The sequence below is a fragment of the Anaerotruncus rubiinfantis genome (assembly GCF_900078395.1).
Classification (GTDB): Bacteria; Bacillota; Clostridia; order Oscillospirales; family Ruminococcaceae; genus Anaerotruncus; species Anaerotruncus rubiinfantis.
Window position 1 is genome coordinate 2,023,822 of sequence record NZ_FKLA01000009.1, and the last position, 18,397, is coordinate 2,042,218.

Sequence of the window (18,397 nt, forward strand, 5' to 3'; positions counted from 1 at the left end):
AATTGCCCGCGCTTATTATAGCACTTTTTTGTCCGCCTGCAACCTTCCATGAAAAGTGAAAATCCACGCTGTTTAAAAACCAGGCTGTTCGATCCTGTATAGCGCGTTCAGAACGCTCCAGTTTTCCGGGAATGGACGCATCAGGTTCCAGTAGCCCGCTCCGCGCAGACCGTATTCAGCCACCAGTTCCAGTTTTGTACGGATGCTTTTGGCATCTTCGAACCAGACCTCGTGCTCGGCCGATCCATCCTGATAACGGAAATGGGGCGCCTGCGCGGTACTGCTGTACTCGATCTGCACGCCGTATTCCGCGGCAATCTGTACAGCCCGGACGTTTGATATCGACTTCGCAGCAGTCACGCCCTGCACATATGGAAGCGGCCAGTCGTAACCGTAATTCGGGATGCCCATGAAAATCTTTTCCGGCTGGATGCGCGTGACCGCGTAATCAAGCACCTCCCGGACATTCCCCACCGGCGCAACCGCCATCGGCGGGCCATACCGGTACCCCCATTCATAGGTCATCAGCAAAACACCGTTTGCCGCTTCCCCAACCGCCTGGTAATCGTGCCCTTCCAGAAGCAGCCCCTTCTGATCATCGGAAGTCTTGGCCGCCAACGCCGCAAAGACTTCGTATCCGGCCGGGTTCAGCTGCCCGCGCATCCGGCCTACAAAGTCCGCAAAAAGCTTTTTATCCGCGGCATAAAGGTTTTCAAAATCAATATCCAGCCCAACATAGCCCTTCTCCTGGATGGTTTCAAGCGTCTCTTCAATCAGCCGTTCCTGAATCCGGCGATTCGTCAGCACCAGATGCGCCAGGTCACTGTCAAACCCAATTGGTTCCCGGAGATTGGAAAGGTGCATCAGCGGGGCCACATCTGTTTCCTTTGCCATCTCGATGAGCTCCTCATCCTCCATTTCAGAGAGCTCCCCGTCCTCCTCAATTTCATAGGTAAACGGCATCAGATAGCTCATAAACGGAAGCATGTTTTTTAAAAGCCGCCGGTTGACGTCCGGATATGCATAACCGAGCACATCCATATTTCCAAGCTTTTGTTGGCTGAAGGAAATCACCAACTGCTGGCCGGGATAGATGTAGGCCCGTTCAATTAACCCCGGATTGTTGCGGTAGAGCTCGTTGAGTGGGATTTTGTATTTCTGCGCGATCCCATAAAGGGAATCCCCCGCCTGCACCGTATAAAGGTTTTTTGGATATAGGATCACGATCGTCTGTCCCACCACCAGGCGGTCGGCGTTCTGCAGGCCATTATATTGGATGAGCTGCTGTACCGGCACCTGATACCGGCGCGCAATCGAAAAGAGCGTGTCCCCGCGCTCCACCGTATGGATGACCATATTACCCTCTCCATTTCTGAAAAATACATTCCATCCTATCTTTATGCTTAAAATTGAAGCTGGATGCAGAAAAGCCCTCCGGGAAGCATTTCCCGGAGGGCTTTTTCAGCGCCGGAACCGATGCAGGAAGCCGGCTTTTTTTTCACTTCCCGCGGCAATCCGCCGGAAAGATCCGAAATTGCGCGCCGCCATCATGCCCGCGGCCGCAAGGACGAGCAGTCCCGCTTCCCACCCGGAAAGCGAGGCCGCAAACGGCAGAAACACGATTGGGATCGCTGTCGCACCAACAGCAAGGTAGCCGGTCAGAAACACCAATCCAAGCCCCGCCAGACAACTTGCCGTCCCCCACATGGGGGAATACAGCACCAAGAAGGTGCAGGTCACCGCAACTCCTTTGCCGCCGCGAAACCCATTCCAAAATGGGAAATTGTGACCGCACGCGGCGCCGATTCCCGCATAAAGAACCGCGATTCTTCCCAGCTGCGGGAAAAACGCGAGCCTGCACAGAAGGCAGGCAGCCGCGGTTTTCATAACGTCTCCGCAAAGCACCAGCGCACCCGCTCTTTTCCCGAACAGGCGTGTCATATTGGCTGTTCCAGGGTTCCCCGACCCCATCGTCCGGGCGCTTTTTCCGGTCTTATAATAGGCGAGCAGTTCGGCTGTCAAAATGCAGCCGAGCAGATAGCCTGCAAGAAAACATCCCAAACGTTCCATCAAAAGCCTCCTCTCCGGTCAAACTGCGGACGGCCTGTCACCCCAGTGCTTCGGTGAACATCTTCTCAACAAGCTCGATCGAAGGAACTCCCTCCATCACCTTCACATCGTCCACAAAAAAGGTGGGCACATACCAGTACTGATAACCTTTGATCTTTTCCGGCTCCCGGTTCTCTTCAATCACTTCGATATCAACCGCCCGGTATTCGGGATGGACCGTTTTCAGTTCTTCCATCATCTCAAACGCCTGTTTGCAGTATGGGCAGTCCTCCAAAATCATCATCTTTACATGCTTTGGCATTCTTATCACTCCTTTCCTCGATCATAAGCTGTGCCGTTTGGCCTGATCAGGTAAAATCAAAGACAACCTTCAGCATCTGTCCCGCGTTGTTGCTGAACTCCTCAAAAGCCCGGGGGGCATCGGTCCATTTATAGGTGTTGGTGACAATCCGGTCGATGTCCACCTTGCCGCTTTTCACCAAATCGATCAATTCAAGAAAATCTTTCTTGTAGGCGTTGCGGGAACCAAAGATGTTCAGTTCCTTCTTTTGGATCATGGTAAAGTTGAAGTCAAGATTTTTCTTGCCGACGCCGATGAGGACCATCCGCCCGCCGAACGCCACCGCATCAATGCAGTTCTGGAAGGTGGATGGTAAGCCGACCGCCTCGATTGTGACATCAAAGCCGTTGCCGCCAGTGATCCCATTGACCGCTTTCGCAAGCGCGTCTGGCCCGTCGTTGAGGATGGTGCCGTCAATCCCAAAGCCCTCGGCATACGCGAGCTTGCCCTCGGCAACGTCAGCCAGGTATACCTTGGCGCCTTTGGACTTCGCGGCCACCGCCGCCAGAACGCCGATGGTGCCAGCACCGATGACCAGCGCCTTGTCCCCCGGCTGAATATTCGCGCGGGATACGCCGTGGTAGCTGATGCAGAATGGTTCGATCAGCGCAAGGGTTTTCGCAGGCAGCCCCTTGCCGTCATAGATGCGCTCAATGGGCATGGCAATGTATTCGGCGAAAGCGCCTTCCCGCTGCACACCCATCGTCTGGTTGCCGGTGCAGCAGTTGACCAGCCCGCGCTGGCAGGAATAGCAGTGGCCACAGTTGAAGTAGGGGTTCGCGGTAACGACCATGCCGGGTTTGAGTCCTTTGTCGTTCGGGCCGACCTCTACGATCTCAGCGGAAAACTCATGACCCGGGATAAGCGGATAGGAGGCGTATGCCATCGTTCCGCGGTATGTACCCAAATCGCTGCCGCAGATTCCGCCGTACAGGAGTTTCAGCAGCGCTTCGCCTTCTTTGAGGGCAGGCTTTTCCACTTCGCAGATTTCGACCTGGCCCGGTGCATTGATTCGGATTGCTTTCATCAAAAATTCCTCCAGATTTCTATAGATTTTTTGCATGTGACTTCCGACCGTTCCCGATCCAAAGCACGTCTTGTATACAACAAAAGATACTGGATGATTCACTGATTGTCAATTGATATTTTATATTTTTTATAAATCTTATTTATTTTATCCAATGATCACTCCTATTTTATGTGAATTTTTTATAATATACAATCGTTCTGCAATGTATTAAAATAAACGGTAGACTCCTTAAATCATCCCGTTTGGGATACTTCACATATATTTTCGACTTTACGCGACGTTTTCTCAGGAAAGGAAATCGGAAATGAAAAAAGAAAGCCTGAAACTACAAGCTTACAACATTATCAAAGAAAAAATCGTCAACTGCGAATATGCGCCCAATACCCTGCTCAACGAGGAAAAGCTACGCGAGGAAATCAACGCCAGCCGTACCCCTATCCGGGACGCGCTCAGCCGCCTGGAACAGGAAGGCCTCATCGTTATCCTTCCAAAGAAAGGGATTATGGTTTCCGGCCTTTCGATCAGCGAAGTCAATATGATTTTTGAGGTACGCATGCTTGTGGAACCCTACGCCCTTGAAACCTATGGCCGCACGCTGAGCGACGAGGTTTTTCTCGGATTTTATTCTCAATTTTCCAACCAACAGGAATCCCCGCCGGACCGTTATTTTGAGCTGGACGACGAATTCCATCACACCATTGTGGGAGCGATGCCGAACCGGTTCCTGCTCAACACTTACGAGGGAATCCACACCCAAAACCTCCGGTTTCGGGTGATGACCGGACAGGAGCAGGCTGAGCGTATCGAGAACACGGTCAGCGAACATATCGCGATTGCGAAAGCCTGTCTGAAAAAGGACTGGGCGCTCGCCGCCGGAGAGCTGCGCCGCCATCTGATCCAGTCCAAAAACGCCACCTTCGACTTGCTTCTCAAAAATCAGAATTTTTCGATCCGATAGGTAGGATCGAAAAATTTTTAGATGTTGTATACATCATAAGCCAGTCATAAGAAACAAGACTTCAGATCGCCTGTCTCACACTCTAGCATCGCTTCGCGGCTTCTTTTCAGAATCGGAGAAAAGGCATCCACGCAAAACTTCAGCGGGGATGCCTTTTTCTGTCCGAAAGCGCGCGTCTTCACGTTTGTCATAAAAATATCCCCTATTCAGGATTTAAAATATATTTCGTGACCTAACTTCTATAAAATGTCCCGGATATCAGCGGAAAAACCTGCCAAAACGCTTTCTATTTTCCTACGACAGGCATATAATAAAATTACACTATTTCTGCGCGTCTTCTGCGCGTCAAACCCCAAAGGATGTCAGGCGTAGAATACCCCACTGGATGAGGAGCGGAAACCATGTCTGCTGAAAATTTGAAAAATCTGCTGGATGCGTTGGCTGATATCAGCGTCTATGTGATTGAGGAGTCGACTCACAAGCTGCTGTATTTTAATCGGCGCTGTCAGGATACCGGCCGCGGAAAGGCTGCGCTCGGAACAAAATGCCACGAAGTCTGGCCCGAGGTCTGCGCAAACTGTCCGCTTAATCTGCTTGGAGATAAACAGTCCGGCCGGCTTGTCTGTTATGATCCGCTCCTGCGGTCCACTGTCGACGTCACCGCAAACCGGATTTTCTGGGATGGGCAGATCCCGGCGGTGGTCGTGACCGCCTCCCCGCACAAATTGGACTTTGAGGAAGAACAGGGTCTGCAAAAAATTGAACAGATGTATGCCAAAAGCCTTGTAACGGTTTTTGGCGAGTGTATTATCGCCAATCTTACAGCTGATTATTACGTCAACTGCCAGAAGGATTCCCTCTGGACAGACATCCCGGAACAGGGAAACTTCGAGATGGAAAACTACAAATATGCAAAGAAAGTGCTGCATCCCGACGATCTGGAGGCCTTCAACCACCATTTTTCCCGACAGGCGATGCTTCGGCTGTTTGGAGAAGGAAAAAAACAAATATCCAAGAGGCTGCGTCGTTTGACTTCAGACGGAACCTATCACATGGTGGATTTCCATGCGGCAAAAATTCAAGCGCTCGGAGACGCGGAATGCTGGTGTGTACTGGTTTTCCGTGATGTCCAGGATGAATTTCTGCTGGAACAGCAGCGCAATGTGGAAATCAGCCAGCTTGCGACTGCCGCAAAAATTGCCTATCAGATGCTGATTGCCGTAAACCTGACCCAAAACACCTATCACATGCTTGAGTATGAGCGTTTTCCCGTCAAAAAGCCCGGCGACGCGGGCAGCTTCGATGACCTCATCGAAGCCGAGCTTGCCACTGTCCATCCGGATCACCGCCCGGAATTCATCGGTAAATTTTCGCGTGGCGCTTTGACCGCCGCTTTTTCCGGCGGCGAACGCATTGTGACAATGAAGGTGCCCCACCTTGGCGCAGACGGCATTTATCACTGGAACTTTACCCAGGTCGTCCGGGTCGAAAGTCCCTACACCGACGATTTGATTGAAATTACCCTTTCGCGGAACATCGACGACGAACGCCGGATACAGGAAGAGCTGCTCGAAAAGGAACGCCGGACCAAGGTGCTGCTTGAGGAAGCGTTGCAGAAAGCGGAAAGAGCCAGCCAGGCCAAAAGCGATTTCCTTTCGAGGATGAGCCATGATATCCGCACCCCCATGAATGCGATCATGGGGATGACCGAACTTGCACAGCTTCATCTCGGCAGCGAAGAAAAGCTGCGGGACTACCTGCAAAAGATCGCAAGCTCCGGCGCGCATCTGCTCGGTCTTATCAACGAAGTGCTGGATGTCAGCAAGATTGAAAGCGGAGCGGTGGGGCTGGAAGAAGCCGAATTTGACCTTCGCGACCTGGTTCGGGACACAGTGGAGCTGGTCCGTATCCCCATCGAAAAAAAACAGCAGGAACTGACAGTGAAGCTTGACGAAGGCCTCCATTCCCGGGTGGTTGGGGATGCGCGGCGGCTCAAACAGGTGCTGGTCAATATCCTTGAAAACGCTTCAAAATATTCTGGCGAACATGGGCAGATCTCCTTCTCGCTGGAGGAGCTCAAAAAGGGCGAACGGCTGGCCGGCACCTACCGGTTTGCGGTAGCGGATAATGGGATTGGGATGAAACCGGAATATCTGGAGCATATTTTTGAGCCGTTTAGCCGGGCTGATGACAGCCGCACCAGCAAAATCACCGGGACCGGCCTGGGAATGACGATCGTGCAGAGCATTGTTGCGATGATGGGCGGCGACATCCAAGTGGAAAGTGCGTACGGGAAGGGCTCCCGATTCCAGATTACAATCTGTCTGTCAAAATGTGACGTTCCAACCGTCATGACGCCGCCGGAAAAGCATCGGGTGAGGGATTCTTTTCCCGGCCTGCGGATCTTGCTGGTGGAAGATAATGAACTCAACCGGCAGATTGCCGCCGAGATGCTTGGGCTGTTGGGAGTGAGTGTTGAAATTGCCGAAAACGGCAGGCAGGCGGTGGATGCGATTTTTTCCCATCCCCCGCTGTATTATGATATGGTTTTTATGGATATCCAGATGCCGGTCCTGAACGGTTACAATGCTACCCGCGAGATCCGGGAGTCAGGCTTGGAGCGGATCGACGAACTCCCGATCGTCGCAATGACAGCCGACGCTTTTGCCGAAGACGCCAGACAGGCGCGGCTGGCTGGGATGGACGGGCATCTTGCCAAGCCGATTTCCATTGACCAGCTGAAAAGCGCCCTTTCCAACTGCCTGCTCTGGAAACAGCGCAACCGGCCGGACCGAGCGGCTTGGGAAGATACCGCTCATTAGCGGGGAAAACAGCTTTTTAGGGATGGTCAATCGCACCGTATAGGACTGCTGCATTTCGGCAAAGAGCCGGCTGACGAAAGTCAGCCGGCTCTTTGCCGTGGGATTTCTATCTAATTTTCCGCAAGATAGCTTCTTCCGATCTCGTCCGCCGCGATGATCGCGTTATACACGAGGTCTTCAGTGATCAAAAAAGGTTCGGAATAGATCAGGCTGTTGCCTTTTGTGGTCTTATGCGCGACGGCAGAAACATTTTCCGGCGTTGGATCAATGTCCATCTGCCCAAGGGTCACCGGCAGTCCCAGCTTTACCAGAAACCGCATGATCCGGTCGAGCTCTTCGGCTGGGGTGTTCTCCAGCACCATCTGCACCACGATGCCGAACGCGACCTTTTCGCCGTGCAGATATTTGTGGGTACAGGGCAGCTCGGTCAGGCCCGAGTGGATGCCGTGCGCGGTCGAACAGCCGGTGTTCTGGAACCCGAGGCCGGAAAGGAGGGTGTTCGCTTCGATGACGTTTTCGACCGCTTCGGTCAGCGCGCCTCGTTCAAGCGCCTGTACCGCCCTGAGACCGTCCGCCATCAGGATGTCATACGCCATCTTCGCAATCGCCATACCCGCTTTGCAGCGTCGATAACCGGTACCGATATAATTTTCGTGATCGGAAGCGTCGTTTGCCCGCGCTTCAAACCAGGTGGCCAGCGCGTCCGCAATACCCGCTATAAACAGGCGTTTCGGCGCTTTGAGGATGATTTCGGTATCCATTAGGACAATTTCCGAGTTGCGCTTCATCTTGACGGCCGCGCGGTGCTCCCCCTTTTCGGTGTAGAGGATGCCAAGCTCGCTCACCGGCGCGTCGGTCGATGCCGCGGTCGGCATAATGATGAGCGGCGTTTCCAGCCCGTTAGCCACAAACTTCGCGGTATCGAGCGTCTTCCCGCCGCCCACACCGACAAAAATCTGAGCCCCGAAGGCCTTCGCGGCTTCGGTTACGCGGTCGATCTCGCTTTGGCAGCATTCACCGCCGAATTTCGCAGTTTCATAGCACGAACCGGTTTCTGCATAAATTTCCTTTAATCGCGCGTTCAGCTCGGTATGGAGAAAACCATCGATCAAAAAATATGCCTTTTCACCATAAATGGAGGTGTATTTCTGAAGATTGTTGAATTCTCCAGGTCCCTGGATATATTTGAGTGGACTACCAAAGGCCCGGCCAGTGGTTTGTACCATAAGACTTCCCCTCCTATTATTCGTTTGTTCAGCGCATCAGCACATTTGGAACCAGGGTCGCAACACCAGGAATGAAAATAATTAGAATCATTGTGGTGACGATAAAAATGACAATCGGAATGATATAGCGCGCAACCTCCTTGATATTCGCACCGGCAATACTCATGGAAAGGAACAGATAGACGCCGACCGGTGGTGTGACGCCGCCAAGCACCGTCGAGATGCAGAACAGCACGCCGAACTGGACCGGGTCCACGCCGAGCCCCATGACCACCGGATAGATGACCGGCAACAGCACGACCATGGCGGCGATCGTCTCCATGAAGCAGCCGATGATCATCATGATCACCGTGATAATCAACATGATGATGATTGGGTTGGTCGAGATTGAAAGCAGGAAATTGCTGATCATGTCACCGACATTCTCCACCGCGAAGATGTAGCTGTAGATGGTCGCGATGCCCATGATCATCATGATCATGGCCGAGGATTCGGTCGCGCGGCGGAAGATGCTGAGCAGTTCCTTCACCTTGATGGTTCGATAGATGAAAAATCCGCAGATGAGCCCGTAGACACAAGCCACAATCCCCGCTTCGGTCGGGGTGAACACGCCGGAGATGACGCCGCCAATGATAATAAGCGGTGTGATCAGCGCAAAAAAGGATTTGCGCAGGGTGGTCAGCAGATCCTTTATGCTGAAGGTTCCGGTTCCCTGATCGACATGATGCTTTTTCGCGTAGTAAAAACACATCAACATCATTGCGCCGCCGATCAGGATACCCGGCAGCACGCCGCCCAAAAACAGCTTGCCGACCGAGTCACCAGTGAGCGAGCCATAGATGATCATGTTCATGCTCGGCGGGATGATCGGGCCGAGCGCGCCGCCGCCCGCAATCAGCGCCGCGACGAAGCCGCGGTTGTAGCCGGTCTTTTTCAGCTGCGGGGTGGTCAGCGAACCGATCGCGCTGATCGAAGCCGCGCCGGAGCCGGAGATGGCCGCAAAGATCATATTGGCCAGAACGCACACCGCGCCGAGGCCGCCTTTCATCCAGGAAACGCACGCCCGGCAGAAATCCAGAATCCGGTCTGAGAGTTTTGCCGCCCCCATGATTTCGCCCGCCAGGATAAAGAACGGGCAGGCCATCAGCGGAAAAGAATTGAGTCCGCGCACAATCTGCTGCACCACCATAAAAAGCGGCGCATCGCCGCCAAATGCGACCGCGCACAATCCGGAAAGCCCGATTGCGAAACAGACCGGCACACCGATTGCAATAAAAATCAGCAGCAGTACGACTGCGATTGCAAGCATACTCATTCGTCTTTCTCCCCCTTCCAGATCGCAGCTGTCGTTTTGGGAAGCGTTGCAATATAAGAAAGCAGCATCATCACCGCCCCCACAGCAAAAGAGGCATAGACAAACGAGAAGGACAGCGGCAGGGTCGCAGCCATCGAGCTCTTGGTCCTGTTGATCAGTTCGATCGAAGCCGGAAAGATCCACACTAGGAACACCACGCACATCAGTCTTCCAATCAGATATAGAACCGCCTTGGTTTTGTTGTTCTTGAGAAATCCTTGCAGGATATCGATGGAAACATGGCCGTCGCTGCGCACCGTAAGCGCGGCGCCAATGAACACCATCCAGATGCAGCAGAACCGCATCGTCTCCTCCGACCACGGGATCGAATAGTTGAAAACGTATCGGCCACAGACCTGGATCGTGCCGAGGACCACGATCGCCCCGAACAGAATCGCACAGGCCCACACCTGCAGCATTTCAATAAAATGATCTATCTTGTGGAAAATTTTCATAGCCGTTCTCCTTTTTCAAGGTTTTCGCCCGCGATGATCATCCGTTTCGGGAACCGGCAGATTGAGCCCCGGCTTGGCGCAGTGGGCCATCCCCGCATCCACAAAAATCTCATTCGCGCTGATCGCGCCCGCGGCGCTGCTTGCCAGAAACAGGCCGGTGAATGCGATCTCCTGCGGGTCGATGAACCGGCGCTGCGGGACATAGGACAGGATGAGCTCCCGCGCTTCTTCGGTCGATATCCCATGCAGGTCGCCCAGCCGCTCGACCATCTGGTCCGCCATCGCAGTCTTTGCCCAGCCCGGGCAGATCGCATTGACGGTGACTCCATAGGGGGCCAGCTCGAGCGCCCACACCCTTGTAACACCGGAAACAGCCGCTTTTGTAAAGGTGTAGGGCGAGTAGGTCTCCATGCCGACCGCCGCCTGAATGGAGGATATGTTGATGATCCGTCCGCGCCCGCTTTTTTTCAGCATCGGGACGAGACGCTTGGTCACCAGCATCAATCCACGCACGTTCACCTTGTAAAGCCGATCGAGCGTATCTGTTTCCAGTTCGCCTATCTGCTGTTTGGCAATGATCCCCGCGATATTGCAAAGCGCGTCGATCCCCCCGAATTGTGCCGCCGTTTCCCGGGCGGCTTTTTCGATGCTGTCTTCTCTGCAAACGTCGGTTTCGCAGAAGAGATACCGCTGCGGAAAACGCTGTGCCAGCCTCTTGGCCGGATCACTCTCCTGGAGATCCCAGTTGGCAACATACGCTCCATGTTCCAAAAATGCTTCTGCAAACGCTATGCCGATCACCCCGGAAGCACCGGTGATCACTGTCTTGATTCCCATGACGTCGATTTCCTGCATACAAAGCCCCCCTTCCCTTTCAGACCGGGAGCGCATACCCACCCCCGGTCAACTGTGACATTTTCTTTGCAGATTCAGCCGCCGATCTCCTGCAGCTGGCTGATCAGATCGCCAAGGCCGTAGTCCGCGTCGTACTGGTCATAGATTGGCTTGCAGCGTTCGGCCATCTTTGCTCGCTCCTCGTCCGAGACTTCATTCACCGTAACACCCGCGTCAACCATCTTCTGGACTGCGGCCTCGTCGGTGGTTTTGCGGTCTTCTATCTGCCATGCGGAAGCTTCCGCAGCACATTCAAGGAAAATTTTCCGCAGGTCTTCCGGAATGCTCTGCCATTTTGCTTCGTTCATCGACACAATGTGAATAGTGCCCATATGGGCGGTCTTGGAGAAGTATTTGGTGACCTCCTGGAGGTTTGCGTCGACGATGGTGGAGGGGTCGACCTCCGCACCGTCAACAACACCCTGTGCAATCGAGGTGTACGCCTCTCCCCATGGCGTGGTGGTCGGGTTCGCGCCGAGACAGCGCCAGGTATCGACATACATGGTGATCTCCGGCACACGCATCTTGACGCCGTCGATATCAGCCGCGGTAACGATTGGCTTGGTCGCGAGAATTGCACCGCGAATCGAAGCCGAGAAGCCAAACAAGGGGCGTACGCCCTTACCGATCATCATCTCTCCTGCCGAGTCGATCAGAATTTCGTTGATAACCGCCTTCTGCCCATCGATGTCCTTATAGAGAAACGGCAAACCGAAAACCGCGATTTCGGGGACCTGCAGCGCGTTCGACCAGGTAGGGCCATCCGAAAGGCCCATATCGAGCGTACCCAGCATGACCTGTTCCGCCATCTCGCGCTCGGACCCCATCTGGCTGCTCGGATAAATTACAAGCTCGATCCGGCCGTTCGATTTCTCCGCAAGCAATTCTTTAAGTTTTTCCAGGGCGATCGCTTCGTTGTGATTCGGGTTATAGATATGTCCCAACGTGATTTTGACAGATTCGCCGGAAGGAGCGGCATCTTTCGATTCAGCAGGCAATGCGGAGGCCGCGGGGGCCGCGGAAGAGGCGGGAGCAGTGTTTCCTCCGCAGCCCGCGCAGAACGCAAGAATCATCGCGATACTTAACAAGATGCTGATAACCTTTTTCATGACAGATCCCCCTTCAGGTTTATAAAGATTTCTACTTTTCTTTCCATACTTGCCAATTCCTACCGTTTCCCTCCAACCGCCTCCCATCTTTTTCTCCTATTCTTTTATGATGTGTGCCACAGGATCAGGTCGATCGCACGATGCAGATCGCCCACAATCCCATAATCCGCATAATCAAAAATCGGCGCTTTCGGATCGGTATTGACCGCCGCAATCCGCTTTGCTCCCTGAATTCCCGCCAGATGCTGCACCGCGCCCGAAATACCGAAAGCGATATAAAGTTTCGGGTGGATACAGACACCGGTCTGGCCAACTTGACTGCTGTAGGGCGCATAACCCGCGTTGACCGCCGCGCGGGAAGCCGCGGGCGCCCCGCCGAGCCGTTCGGCCAGCAGGCAGATTTGATCGAATGCCCTGGCCGAGCCGATGCCCGCGCCGCCAGCCACCACAATCTCCGCTTCGCCGAGCGCCGTTTGCGCACCAGCCAGATGGATGGTCTCCAGCAGCCGTACCGGGTTCTCCAACGACTTTTCGGATGTGCAGTCCATCACCGCGCAACAGCCTCTGTTAAATGGTCTGCATCGGGAAAATGCGCCCGGACGTACAGTTGCCATCTGCGGCAGAGAACCAGGGCAGGTCACCCGCGCCATCAAATTGCCTCCGTATGCCGGTCGGATTTGCACGAGCTTCCCATCCGGTCCGATTTCCAGCCCGGTGCAGTCGGCCGTGAGGCCAGTGCCGATGAGCGCGGCGGCCTGCGCCGCGACCGAGCGGCCCTGCACGGTTGCCGGCAACAGCAGTATCCGTGGGCAATGGATTTTCACAAGGCGTGCGAGCAGCCGCGCCTTTCCATATTCGTCCGCGTCAGATAAGCACGCCGCATAAGCCCTAACCGCACCGAAGGATGCAAGTTCCTGTGCGGGTGGCGGTATCTCGGAAAACCACACCGCGCAGACTGTCCCCGCGCCCTTTTCAGAAAGCGCCTGGGCTTTCCCCAGCAATTCGCACGAACAGCCGGACAGTCCGGTTCCTTCCGCATCACACACAACCCAGATTTCTCCATTCATCTTTCCTCACCGCCGATCCGCATGCTTTCGATCAATGTGAGCAGACGGGCGACTCCGTTTTCGAGGTTCGGCTCCGGCTTGCAGCGGCGTCTTCCAGCCGCAAGGAGAAAGGTCTGTTCCACTCGTGTAAACGATCCCGCAAGCCCCACCGAGCCTGGATTAAGCTGGAGCGTTTCATTGGTGATCCGCTTGATCTGCGCATGCCCGGCGGCGCGTATCCCACGCAAGCTCGGCAGGCGCGGATGTCCAACCTCTTCTACCCCTTCGCAAACGGTTACGACTGCCGGAAAGTCTGTCTCGACCATCTGCCTGGTTTCTTCGAGCAGCCGGGTACACCGAATGGCTCTTTCCCCGCTTTGCTCCAGCCGGATCACATTGGTGACACAGGGGACTTCGAGCACCGCAGCCAGTTGGCCGCCGACCTGCCCCGTTTCCCCGTCGAGCGTGCGCCTGCCGCAGAGGATCAGATCATAGGAACCTTCGTGTTTGATCGCCGCCGCAAGAATTTTCGCGGTGACAAAGGTATCCGATCCTGCAAAAAGCGGGTCATTGATCAGAAAAAGTCCTTTTGCTCCGAGCGCGCACGCGTCGCGCAGCAATGCGCAGGCAGAGGACTTTCCCATCGTGAACACATCCGCCGTTCCATCCTGGCCCGCGAGCGTCAGCGCGCTTTCCAACGCGTAGACATCCGCCAGATTGGTCATCAGGGTTCCCTGCTCCCGGATGAGGGTATTCGTATCCGGATCGAACCCCTGCGTTGCGCTGCTGGGGATCTGTTTCATACATACGGCAATCCGCACATCAATCAGCTCCTGTCCCGCTCAGCCCTCCATCGCGTGATAGACCGGCGCGAGCGCATCGTGGATCTGTTTATAGAGCGTAAACTGTTTTTCGTAGATCTTGAAGTTTTCCGGATCGGGCTTCACGACCTGTTCAATCCGCACGCAGCGTTCGACGCTTTCCGCAAAGGAGGAGAACGCCCCGGTCGCCACGCCGGCCAGCATCGCGGCGCCAAGCGAAGAATCGTTGTTTTCGGTCTTGACCAACTCGATGCCGAGCATATCGCAGAGAATTTGCCGCCAGAGCGGGCTCTTTGCGCCGCCGCCGATGATCCGTGCCTGGTTGATCTGCAGATTCATCGCCTGAACCACCTGATAGCAGTCTTTGAGCGAAAAGGCGACCCCTTCGAGCAGGGCGCGGTTAAAATGCGCCTTGGTGTGCGACGAGAGAATCCCAACAAAGCATCCGCGCAGGGCCGGGTCGAAATACGGGGTCAATTCGCCCTGTAGATACGGCTGAAAAAAGAGGTTGTCGCTGCCCGGCGGAATCCCTGCGGCCGCCCGATCCATCAGGAAATACGGGTCCGCTCCCTGTTCCTGCGCCTGCGATTTCTCCGCTTCGCAAAGGGTGTCGCGGTACCAGCGGTAGGAGGCCGCGCAGGATTTTGTACCAGTTCCCGGATACCAGAGCCCCGGCACGACATGCTTATAGTTGCAGAGCAAGGGATTCTCGAGCGCGTGCGGCACGATCGGGCAGATACGGCCGGCTGTCGCAAGCTTCACGGTCATCTGGCCCGGTTCGATCGCGCCGTTCGCGTAGACCTCCAGCACCGTGTCGGTCGCGCCCGCGATCACCTTCGTCTTGGGGGAGAGCCCGGTTTCCGCACAGGCTTTCGCGGAGAGCGGGCTTAAAATCTCGGTCGGGTCCACGATGCGCGGCAGCATGGAGAGGGAGATCCCCGCGAGCGCGCAGAGCTCCTGCGACCAGCAGTTTTGCGGCACGTCCAGTAGCATCGAGCCCATCGCGTCGATCGAGTCGGTCACGAAGTCGCCGGTCAGGCGGTAGCGGACATAGTCCTTCATAAAGAGGATCTTGCCGATCCGTTTGAAGTTTTCCGGTTCGTTCTCCCGCACCCACATAATCTGCGGGAGGGTCCACATCACGTCCGGCATATTGCAGCAGAGCGCATAGATCCGGTCGTAATAATGCTCCTTGAGCCACGCAGACTGCTTGGTGCTGCGTTTGTCGGTCCAGTAGATTGCCGGACGGATCACCCGGTCCGCTTCATCGAGCAACACCGCGGTGTGAGTCGCCGCGTCAAGGCACATAGCCGCGATGTCTGCCGGATCGATCCCGCTCTTTTCGATAACGGCCCGCACATTGAAAACCAGCGCCCGGTAGGAGTCCTCCGGGTCTTGCTCAGTCCATCCGCTCTGCGGGTAATAGGTGGGGTATTCCTTCGTGGAGGTAGCAATCACCCTGCCGTCCTCCGCAAGCAGCGTCGCCTTGCTCGCGCCGCCGCCAAAATCCACGCCCAGTAGATATCTCATATGTATTCCTCCTGTCAGCAACAGCGGTCGAGCAGTACAAACAGATCTTCCACCGCAAGCGCTTCGTCCGCGCCCTTTTCGAGAATGTCCCTGCAGCCCGGGCAGGCGGTCACAAGCAGCTTTGCTCCGGTGCGTTTCGCATCGGCGGCGCGCGCCTTTGCGGTGCGCTCGGCCAGATGCGGAGAGTGGGAATTTAAAATCTCGTTGCCGCAGCATTTGGTCATCTGGCCGTGCAGGAACATCTCGCGCAGGTCGGCGCCCATTGCCCTGAGAATCTCGCGCGCCGGTTCCGTCTCCTCAAGATCCCGCGCCAGCCGGCAGGGGTCCTGGAAGGTGACCGGGCCGAGTTCCTTCTTTTGCGGATGCAGCCTGCCCTCCCGGAGAAGCTGCGCCACAAACACGGTCGCGGTTACGACCTCCGCCTGTAACTGGCAGCCCCAGACGGGGTACTCCTGTTTCATGACCCGGGCGCAGGCCGGGTCGAGCACGATCACCGTCCGCGCGCCCGACGCGGCGATCTGCGCGGCGCAGGCTTTCGCCTCGTCCTGCACTTCCGATACCAGCCCGATCAGATCATAGCTTTCCGCGCCGCAAGGCGCTTCGTCCTTTCGCACGGTGAATTCGACGCCCGCCTTGCGCAGGAGGTTTAGAAACGCCTTTGCGATCCGCGGCGCACGGCGCGCGGCCGTCTCCCCAATATAGACGAGTACCGGCGCCGTTTCCGGCAGTCCGGCGATGGAATCGCCCAGCGCGTCGAACTTGCTTTCGGGGCTTTCACCGAAGAGGTTCCCATCCGCGAGCAACCGGTCGACGACCGGCTGCGCCTTCGCGGGCAGCAGGCCATTTGCGACGGCGCAGGTTCGGGCCTCCCGGATAAAAACGGCTGGCTCATATCCGCTCTGGCAGTCGTGTGCGCAGGCGTTGCACAGGCAGCATTCGTACATGTCCTCCATCATGTCCTGTTTGAGGTCGATCCCTTTCTCGGTCATCGAGATCATCAGCGCTTTGGCGCGCGGCGTGTTCGATTCCTTTCCGGTGGCAAGCCCGACCGGACAGATATGCCGGCACATCCAGCAGAACCGGCAGGCATTGACTGTTTTATCGCCTTTCTCCGAGAACATCACGCATCTCTCCTTTTGCTAGATTCCAAGCTTATAGGGGTTCATGATCCCGTTCGGGTCGAGCGCTTTTTTGAGCCCTTCGAACACGACCATGCCTGGACCGTACTGTTCCTTCATCAGCCGCCCCAGTTTCATGCCGACGCCGTGGTGATCATTGACCGCACCGCCGTTTGCAATTGCGGCGCGCACGCCCGCATTCCAGATCTGGTTATGCAGCCGCAGCGCTTCTTCGGGGTCCTTTGGCGGCTGGTCCATGATAAACCGGTCGTAGCACATACAGCCCCACTCGTACCAGTGGGAGAAATGCGCGATGAACCGCACCCCTTCGAAATGATCCTCCACTGCGTGTTTCATCGCCCAGTAGACCTTCTCGATATCCTTATAGGTGGCGACGGTGTCCATTGTGCCGAACATCTTCGGAAAGTCGAGCGCGTAATCCGGATAGAAGAATTTGATCCGGCTGTCCCACCACTTTTCGCCGTAGTCGCTGCCGAGGTCCATCGCATGGTATTTGGCACAGATTTCCCGCATCTTGCGCTCTTCGATCGCGACCACCTCGTCCTCGCCTTCGAGCGCCAAGTTCATGAATGCGCCCTGTTTCTCGACGCCGAGAATCTTTTTGATGATCGAAACGGTCTCCGCCTCGTCATACAGGCGGATGATGGAAGGTTTGAATTTCTGGAGCATGTCGCGCGCGGCGGCGATGCCGCTTGCGATATCCTGGAAGAGGTAGGCGTGAAACCGCCGCACCTTGGGCATTTCAAACAGCTTGAAGGTAGCTTTGGTCATGACCCCTAGCGTCCCTTCCGAACCGATGAAAATGTGCTTCAGGTCCGGTCCTGAGGAGTGTTTCGGGACCGGTGCGGAACGGAGCACCTGCCCGTTCGGGATAACCATTTCAACATTCAGGCACTGGTCGTCGATTTTGCCGTATTTAGTGGAAAGCACACCGATGCCATTGTGCGCTAAAAAACCGCCAACCGTGCTGCAGGTGAGGGAGCTCGGATAGTGCATCAACGAATAGCCCCGTTCATTCGCTGCCCATTCGAGCTGCTGAAAAACGATGCCGCACTGCGCGGTGATGGTACGGGACTGCTCGTCAATTTCGAGTACTTTGTCCATCCGCTTCATGTCCAGCATAATCCCGCCGCAGACCGCGAGCGCACCGCCCTGTGAACCGGCGCCGCCGCCCCATGGGAAGACCGGGATTTTATAATAATTGGCAATGACAAGTACCTTGGAAACCTCTTCCGTACTGCCCGGGGAGACAATGAAATCCGGCATAGGGGGTTCCAGCCCCCGGTCCGCCCAAAGACGTGCCAGCCAAAAATAATCAATACAATGCGCAACCTTATCGCTGCGCCGGATGCTGACATTTTCAGCCCCGACCGCGTCTTCCAGTTCACTGCGCACCATATCGATCATGAAGCTCTGTATTTGCATCGTTTCTGTACACTCCTTTCGACTCTGTTACTTTCCGGCTGATTTCATTGTATCATCAGCGAAGTAAAACTTCAATACATTTTATTTTTTGGAGTAGTGAAATTTTATTTGTTATAATTGTGGAATATTACTACAAAATTATAGATATTGTTCAAATTAATCATATTTTATTTTACGA

16 protein-coding genes are annotated in these 18,397 nt (G+C 55.2%); 2 read left to right on the top strand and 14 right to left on the bottom strand.

What is annotated here, in order from left to right; all coding sequences use genetic code 11:
• Positions 1–72: 72 nt before the first annotated feature.
• The 4 genes from BN4275_RS15175 to BN4275_RS15190 all read right to left on the bottom strand — a co-directional run bounded on the left by BN4275_RS15175 (position 73) and on the right by BN4275_RS15190 (position 3,437).
• Complete coding sequence (locus BN4275_RS15175; protein ID WP_066459798.1) at positions 73–1,356, bottom strand: LysM peptidoglycan-binding domain-containing protein; 1,284 nt, start codon at positions 1,354–1,356, stop codon at positions 73–75.
• A gap of 105 nt (positions 1,357–1,461) precedes the next feature.
• Positions 1,462–2,070: a glycerol-3-phosphate acyltransferase gene (locus BN4275_RS15180; RefSeq protein WP_242863692.1), complete on the bottom strand. Its 609-nt coding sequence runs from the start codon at positions 2,068–2,070 to the stop codon at positions 1,462–1,464.
• 37 nt (positions 2,071–2,107) lie between these two features.
• Complete coding sequence (locus tag BN4275_RS15185) at positions 2,108–2,371, bottom strand: glutaredoxin family protein (RefSeq protein WP_066459802.1); 264 nt, start codon at positions 2,369–2,371, stop codon at positions 2,108–2,110.
• 46 nt (positions 2,372–2,417) lie between these two features.
• Entirely contained in the window at positions 2,418–3,437 is a 1,020-nt protein-coding gene (locus tag BN4275_RS15190) for a zinc-binding alcohol dehydrogenase family protein (protein ID WP_066459803.1), read from the bottom strand.
• A 307-nt stretch (positions 3,438–3,744) separates the two neighbouring features.
• Between BN4275_RS15190 and BN4275_RS15195 the strand changes: the two genes are divergently transcribed.
• Both BN4275_RS15195 and BN4275_RS15200 read left to right on the top strand, forming a co-directional pair.
• Positions 3,745–4,398 carry a GntR family transcriptional regulator gene (locus BN4275_RS15195; RefSeq protein ID WP_066459804.1) on the top strand — a complete coding sequence of 218 codons (654 nt, stop codon included), beginning with the start codon at positions 3,745–3,747 and terminating at the stop codon, positions 4,396–4,398.
• A 401-nt stretch (positions 4,399–4,799) separates the two neighbouring features.
• Positions 4,800–7,220: an ATP-binding protein gene (locus tag BN4275_RS15200; RefSeq protein WP_066459806.1), complete on the top strand. Its 2,421-nt coding sequence runs from the start codon at positions 4,800–4,802 to the stop codon at positions 7,218–7,220.
• A gap of 110 nt (positions 7,221–7,330) precedes the next feature.
• Here the strand turns inward: BN4275_RS15200 and BN4275_RS15205 are convergent, their stop codons facing one another.
• The 10 genes from BN4275_RS15205 to BN4275_RS15250 all read right to left on the bottom strand — a co-directional run bounded on the left by BN4275_RS15205 (position 7,331) and on the right by BN4275_RS15250 (position 18,219).
• Positions 7,331–8,446 carry a glycerol dehydrogenase gene (locus tag BN4275_RS15205; protein WP_066459808.1) on the bottom strand — a complete coding sequence of 372 codons (1,116 nt, stop codon included), beginning with the start codon at positions 8,444–8,446 and terminating at the stop codon, positions 7,331–7,333.
• Positions 8,447–8,474: 28 nt separating this feature from the next.
• Entirely contained in the window at positions 8,475–9,761 is a 1,287-nt protein-coding gene (locus BN4275_RS15210; RefSeq protein WP_242863694.1) for a TRAP transporter large permease, read from the bottom strand.
• Complete coding sequence (locus BN4275_RS15215) at positions 9,758–10,255, bottom strand: TRAP transporter small permease (protein ID WP_066459811.1); 498 nt, start codon at positions 10,253–10,255, stop codon at positions 9,758–9,760. The genes BN4275_RS15210 and BN4275_RS15215 overlap by 4 nt, the downstream gene beginning before the upstream one ends.
• 15 nt (positions 10,256–10,270) lie before the next feature.
• Entirely contained in the window at positions 10,271–11,110 is an 840-nt protein-coding gene (locus tag BN4275_RS15220; protein ID WP_066459813.1) for an SDR family NAD(P)-dependent oxidoreductase, read from the bottom strand.
• 74 nt (positions 11,111–11,184) lie between these two features.
• The gene (locus BN4275_RS15225) at positions 11,185–12,258 is read right to left on the bottom strand and encodes a TRAP transporter substrate-binding protein (RefSeq protein WP_066459815.1); all 1,074 of its coding nucleotides are present in this window, start codon (positions 12,256–12,258) and stop codon (positions 11,185–11,187) included.
• A 104-nt stretch (positions 12,259–12,362) separates the two neighbouring features.
• Positions 12,363–13,325 carry an electron transfer flavoprotein subunit alpha/FixB family protein gene (locus BN4275_RS15230; RefSeq protein ID WP_066459816.1) on the bottom strand — a complete coding sequence of 321 codons (963 nt, stop codon included), beginning with the start codon at positions 13,323–13,325 and terminating at the stop codon, positions 12,363–12,365.
• A complete protein-coding gene (locus BN4275_RS15235; RefSeq protein WP_147349441.1) occupies positions 13,322–14,125 on the bottom strand; it encodes an electron transfer flavoprotein subunit beta/FixA family protein in 804 nt (267 codons plus the stop codon). Before BN4275_RS15235 ends, BN4275_RS15230 begins: the two co-directional genes overlap by 4 nt.
• A gap of 21 nt (positions 14,126–14,146) precedes the next feature.
• Positions 14,147–15,655 carry a xylulokinase gene (locus BN4275_RS15240; protein ID WP_066459820.1) on the bottom strand — a complete coding sequence of 503 codons (1,509 nt, stop codon included), beginning with the start codon at positions 15,653–15,655 and terminating at the stop codon, positions 14,147–14,149.
• Positions 15,656–15,669: 14 nt separating this feature from the next.
• The gene (locus tag BN4275_RS15245) at positions 15,670–16,776 is read right to left on the bottom strand and encodes a (Fe-S)-binding protein (protein WP_066459825.1); all 1,107 of its coding nucleotides are present in this window, start codon (positions 16,774–16,776) and stop codon (positions 15,670–15,672) included.
• Positions 16,777–16,794: 18 nt separating this feature from the next.
• The gene (locus BN4275_RS15250) at positions 16,795–18,219 is read right to left on the bottom strand and encodes an FAD-binding oxidoreductase (protein ID WP_066459828.1); all 1,425 of its coding nucleotides are present in this window, start codon (positions 18,217–18,219) and stop codon (positions 16,795–16,797) included.
• Positions 18,220–18,397: the final 178 nt, after the last annotated feature.

Coding starts and splice junctions, on each gene's coding strand:
- BN4275_RS15225 (WP_066459815.1), bottom strand. CDS start 12,258: ATGAAAAAGGTTATCAGCATCTTGTTAAGTATCGCGATGATTCTTGCG.
- BN4275_RS15205 (WP_066459808.1), bottom strand. CDS start 8,446: ATGGTACAAACCACTGGCCGGGCCTTTGGTAGTCCACTCAAATATATC.
- BN4275_RS15215 (WP_066459811.1), bottom strand. CDS start 10,255: ATGAAAATTTTCCACAAGATAGATCATTTTATTGAAATGCTGCAGGTG.
- BN4275_RS15240 (WP_066459820.1), bottom strand. CDS start 15,655: ATGAGATATCTACTGGGCGTGGATTTTGGCGGCGGCGCGAGCAAGGCG.
- BN4275_RS15180 (WP_242863692.1), bottom strand. CDS start 2,070: ATGGAACGTTTGGGATGTTTTCTTGCAGGCTATCTGCTCGGCTGCATT.
- BN4275_RS15200 (WP_066459806.1), top strand. CDS start 4,800: ATGTCTGCTGAAAATTTGAAAAATCTGCTGGATGCGTTGGCTGATATC.
- BN4275_RS15220 (WP_066459813.1), bottom strand. CDS start 11,110: ATGCAGGAAATCGACGTCATGGGAATCAAGACAGTGATCACCGGTGCT.
- BN4275_RS15210 (WP_242863694.1), bottom strand. CDS start 9,761: ATGAGTATGCTTGCAATCGCAGTCGTACTGCTGCTGATTTTTATTGCA.
- BN4275_RS15190 (WP_066459803.1), bottom strand. CDS start 3,437: ATGAAAGCAATCCGAATCAATGCACCGGGCCAGGTCGAAATCTGCGAA.
- BN4275_RS15245 (WP_066459825.1), bottom strand. CDS start 16,776: ATGTTCTCGGAGAAAGGCGATAAAACAGTCAATGCCTGCCGGTTCTGC.
- BN4275_RS15175 (WP_066459798.1), bottom strand. CDS start 1,356: ATGGTCATCCATACGGTGGAGCGCGGGGACACGCTCTTTTCGATTGCG.
- BN4275_RS15185 (WP_066459802.1), bottom strand. CDS start 2,371: ATGCCAAAGCATGTAAAGATGATGATTTTGGAGGACTGCCCATACTGC.
- BN4275_RS15250 (WP_066459828.1), bottom strand. CDS start 18,219: ATGCAAATACAGAGCTTCATGATCGATATGGTGCGCAGTGAACTGGAA.
- BN4275_RS15195 (WP_066459804.1), top strand. CDS start 3,745: ATGAAAAAAGAAAGCCTGAAACTACAAGCTTACAACATTATCAAAGAA.
- BN4275_RS15230 (WP_066459816.1), bottom strand. CDS start 13,325: ATGAATGGAGAAATCTGGGTTGTGTGTGATGCGGAAGGAACCGGACTG.